Origin of the sequence: Rubripirellula obstinata (assembly GCF_001642955.1) — a bacterium.
Classification (GTDB): Bacteria; Planctomycetota; Planctomycetia; order Pirellulales; family Pirellulaceae; genus Rubripirellula; species Rubripirellula obstinata.
In genome coordinates this window covers 1-2,590 of the sequence record NZ_LWSK01000241.1, presented here as the reverse complement: position 1 = coordinate 2,590, position 2,590 = coordinate 1, and the positions used below count along the sequence as shown (strand labels likewise).

General features: G+C 54.6%; 5 protein-coding genes. 4 read left to right on the top strand and 1 reads right to left on the bottom strand.

Annotation, left to right across the window (positions count from 1 at the left end):
* Positions 1-23: 23 nt before the first annotated feature.
* A complete protein-coding gene (locus tag RC85_RS25365; RefSeq protein ID WP_068267685.1) occupies positions 24-305 on the bottom strand; it encodes a hypothetical protein in 282 nt (93 codons plus the stop codon).
* A gap of 161 nt (positions 306-466) precedes the next feature.
* Here RC85_RS25365 and RC85_RS25360 point away from each other — a divergent pair, with 161 nt between their 5' ends.
* From RC85_RS25360 to RC85_RS27990, 4 genes are all read left to right on the top strand, one after another.
* On the top strand, positions 467-901 hold the full coding sequence (locus tag RC85_RS25360; protein WP_149753356.1) for a hypothetical protein: 435 nt from the start codon (positions 467-469) through the stop codon (positions 899-901).
* 17 nt (positions 902-918) lie between these two features.
* Complete coding sequence (locus tag RC85_RS27995) at positions 919-1,059, top strand: hypothetical protein (RefSeq protein WP_162273294.1); 141 nt, start codon at positions 919-921, stop codon at positions 1,057-1,059.
* Positions 1,060-1,078: 19 nt separating this feature from the next.
* Complete coding sequence (locus RC85_RS25355; protein ID WP_068267680.1) at positions 1,079-1,648, top strand: hypothetical protein; 570 nt, start codon at positions 1,079-1,081, stop codon at positions 1,646-1,648.
* Positions 1,649-2,005: 357 nt separating this feature from the next.
* Complete coding sequence (locus RC85_RS27990) at positions 2,006-2,374, top strand: hypothetical protein (RefSeq protein ID WP_162273293.1); 369 nt, start codon at positions 2,006-2,008, stop codon at positions 2,372-2,374.
* Positions 2,375-2,590: the final 216 nt, after the last annotated feature.

Here is a 2,590-nt window from a genome sequence, read left to right as displayed (position 1 = left end):
CGATCTTCCTTGGTCACGCATTTTCACTGATCGCCGCCGATACGGAACGTCGTCGCCTCCAAGGTGGTTCCCACCGCAACTTCGTAGCCGACGCCTGATGTCACGGGCGACTGCATTGGAACGTTTTTCCCTAATTCAACCTTTTGCGGTAACGTCAAATTTGCCGACGACGATTGATTTTTTCCCTTCCGGGCCATCATCGTCGGCAAATTTGACGTAACCGCAATCCTCTCGTTACACTGGTGTTCCGACTGGCCGCCTCGTAGGTGGCGGTCACCAACGTAAACATAATCGCGGATAACCATGGGATGCACCGGAGTACGGCTTGCGAGATTTTCTGTGATGGTTGACTTTTCTCTCCGTACCCGGTGATCCCGGCCGTTATCCGATTTAAATGCTCATGAAAAAACACGCATTAACGATCTTTTTGCTTATATGGCCGATACTGGTTCTTGCCGGATTCACCGTGACCCGAAATTGGCTCGACGCTCGTCACGGCATTGCAACATCGGCTGATCTGCAGAAACTGCTGAACGCACGACGGTATCAAATCGACATCCCCAAAGAACGCGACGGATATTCCCTAACACTTATGCCGCTGATTGAGGGGGTAGCCAAACCGTCGTCATCTGCGACGGTTGTCGGTGGGTCGCAAATCACCCTTCTTGTCCAGCATGACCGAGAACCCAATATTAGCTATGCTTGGTTCGGTGGCGGCACGACAATGACCGGCACATGCTACAACCCGTTCCTTGACGCAAACGCACTGACTCACCGTTCGTCAACATCTGTTGCTTCTGGCGATTGGTTGATACGCGGTGGTGACAATTCGATCTCTTTGACGGGCCCAGCAAAGTACGAGCTTCAAGTTACCCTGACCCCTCCTGGAACCGACGGATAACCATTGCATGCACCGGAGTGGCGGCCGCACACTTTCCTCTCTGCTTGCACGTCAAATCCCGCCACCTCGGTGATGCTTACCGTTATCCGACTGAAATCAATGACTTCACGCATTGCACGTCTACTGTCTTTCCTCGCTTTGTCTGGATGCTCGCCTAGCACTCCAGATTCGCAACCGATGACACTCGAAACCCAGATTGAACAGCTTGAAGCTATTGGTATTGCGATGAACGATGGCGTTACGGTTGACGACTTGCTTCATTCGTTCGATCGCAACGAATACGAGAAAAAGCCCTTCGATGCCCTCCTGTTCATGTTTGGCTCTGAAATTGAACGCCCGCCGTGGGGACGATATATCTCGTCCGTTGCATGGAACTTCGATGCCGAATGCATCGTCGAGAATGGTGATTACACGCGGATTGTTGATCGCATCGCCGAGCTTACCGGCCAATCCGACCAACTTCGTGATGTTTCTGACTCAATTGACCTGGACGCGGGCACGGCATCCCTAGCCTACACGATTAATGGTACTTTACGGCAACTACAACCTGTTGTTGACAATGACTGGGCTGACCACGCCACAATAAATACCGTGCTATCTGACTTCGAGACAGACGATTGGCATTTCTACGGGATCGACAACGGGCAATCAACAATTCTGTATTTCCTCACCGACGAAACTGCTGCGAAACTTAACTCGCTCGCTGGCGATGTTGCCGTTCGCATGGTGCCGAAAAACGGCGGATAACCATCGCATGCACCGGAGCGGCGGTGGTTAGTTTATTCGTCTGCTTGCACGTCTTTCGCCGCCGCCCGGTGATGCGTAACGTTATCCGACTGAGTCGCGGACACTTGCTGCCCGCCTCGCGCCCTGCGGAGCACAGCCAACGCACGCCCCAAACCGCTTTGCCCCCAATGCTCGATCAATACTCAATTCCAGACTGCCCTGCGGGGCACCAACCGACGCCTGAATTGCAATGCTCAATTAATGCCGACCTGCCGGATGCACTGCGTGTCACAACCAACGCCTGTCCTTGGATGCTTGATTTACTGCCGTCCACCGAAACTTGCTTGAGCGACCACTCTTTGCTACAATCTACAGACGGTGGTTGTCACCCACGGGAACGAAGCCCGCGCCGACGGACTGCACCGCAACGGTGTGTTGCGGATAACCATTGCATGCACCGGAGTGGCGGCCGCACACTTTTCTCTCTGCTTGCATGTCAAATCCCGCCACCTCGGTGATGCATACCGTTATCCGACTGAGCCGCGGACACTTACTGCCCGCCTCGCGCCCTGCGGGGCATTGCCAGCGCACGACCAAAACCGCTTTACCCCACTGCTCAAACAATACCGAAATGCCGAATGCCCTGCGGGGCACCAACCGACGCCTGAATTGCAATGCTCGAACAACGCCGACGTGCCGACTGCACTGCGTGGCACCAACCAACGCCTGTCTTCCCAAACTCGATAAACTGCCTCACACCGCAATTTGCTTGAACGCCCGCTCTTTGCTACGCTTTCCACACGGTGATGGTCACCCACGGGGACGGAGTCCGCGCCGACGAACCGCATCGCAATGGTGTTTCTCGGATAACCATTGCATGCACCGGAGTGGCGGCCGCACACTTTTCTCTCTGCTTGCACGTCAAATCCCGCCACCTCGGTGATGCATACCGTTATCCGACTG

What these genes read in the sequence shown, in the direction of transcription:
- RC85_RS25355 (WP_068267680.1), top strand. Translation starts at nt 1,079, where the DNA reads ATGACACTCGAAACCCAGATTGAACAGCTTGAAGCTATTGGTATTGCG.
- RC85_RS25365 (WP_068267685.1), bottom strand. Translation starts at nt 305, where the DNA reads ATGGTTATCCGCGATTATGTTTACGTTGGTGACCGCCACCTACGAGGC.